Origin of the sequence: Streptomyces sp. 130 (genome assembly GCF_007096885.1) — a bacterium.
Classification (GTDB): domain Bacteria; phylum Actinomycetota; class Actinomycetes; order Streptomycetales; family Streptomycetaceae; genus Streptomyces.
This window is the reverse complement of sequence record NZ_VJNO01000105.1, coordinates 1-1,246: the sequence shown is the minus strand read 5'-3', so window position 1 is coordinate 1,246 and position 1,246 is coordinate 1. Positions and strand designations below refer to the sequence as shown.

1 protein-coding gene is annotated in these 1,246 nt (G+C 67.0%); it reads left to right on the top strand.

Going from position 1 to position 1,246, the window contains the following annotated elements; genetic code table 11:
• Positions 1-1,246, top strand: a 1,246-nt coding sequence (locus FKN01_RS32185) for a dihydropteroate synthase (protein WP_185993085.1), incomplete at both ends; no start/stop codon positions are given.

The following is a 1,246-nucleotide window of genomic DNA, read 5'->3' as shown; positions in this document are numbered from 1 at the left end:
TCAACTCGGTCAACTACGAGGACGGGGACGGGCCCGAGTCGCGTTTCGCGAAGGTCACGCGGCTGGCGGCCGAGCACGGCGCGGCGCTGATCGCGCTGACGATCGACGAGGAGGGCCAGGCCCGTACCGCCGAGCACAAGGTCGCCGTCGCGCAGCGGCTGATCGCGGACCTGACGGGCAACTGGGGCATCCGTGAGTCGGACATCCTCATCGACACGCTGACGTTCACCATCTGCACGGGCCAGGAGGAGTCCCGCAAGGACGGCGTCGCCACCATCGAGGCCATCCGGGAGCTGAAGAAGCGCCACCCGGACGTGCAGACGACGCTCGGCCTGTCGAACATCTCCTTCGGCCTGAACCCGGCCGCCCGCGTCGTGCTGAACTCCGTCTTCCTGGACGAGTGCGTGAAGGCCGGGCTGGATTCGGCGATCGTGCACGCCTCGAAGATCCTGCCGATCGCCCGGCTGGAGGAGGAGCAGGTCGAGGTCGCCCTCGACCTGATCTACGACCGGCGTGCGGAGGGCTACGACCCCCTGCAGAGGCTCATGGAGCTGTTCGAGGGCGTCAACATGAAGTCCCTCAAGGAGGGCAAGGCCGAGGAGCTGGCCGCGCTGCCGCTGGACGAGCGGCTCAAGCGCCGCATCATCGACGGCGAGAAGAACGGCCTCAACGACGATCTCGCCGAGGCGCTGACCAGCCGCAAGGCCCTGGACATCGTCAACGACACGCTGCTGGACGGCATGAAGGTCGTGGGCGAGCTCTTCGGCTCCGGCCAGATGCAGCTGCCGTTCGTCCTCCAGTCCGCGGAGGTCATGAAGAGCGCGGTCGCCTATCTCGAACCGCACATGGAGAAGTCGGACGCCGAGGGCAAGGGCACCATCGTGCTGGCCACCGTCCGCGGTGACGTCCACGACATCGGCAAGAACCTCGTCGACATCATCCTCTCCAACAACGGCTACAACGTGGTCAACATCGGCATCAAGCAGCCCGTCTCCGCGATCCTGGAGGCCGCCGAGGAGCACAAGGCGGACGTCATCGGGATGTCCGGCCTCCTCGTGAAGTCCACGGTGATCATGAAGGAGAACCTGGAGGAGCTGAACCAGCGCAAGCTGGCCGCCCACTACCCGGTCATCCTCGGCGGCGCCGCGCTGACCCGCGCCTACGTCGAGCAGGACCTCCACGAGATCTACGAGGGCGAGGTGCGCTACGCCCGCGACGCCTTCGAGGGCCTGCGCCTGATGGACGC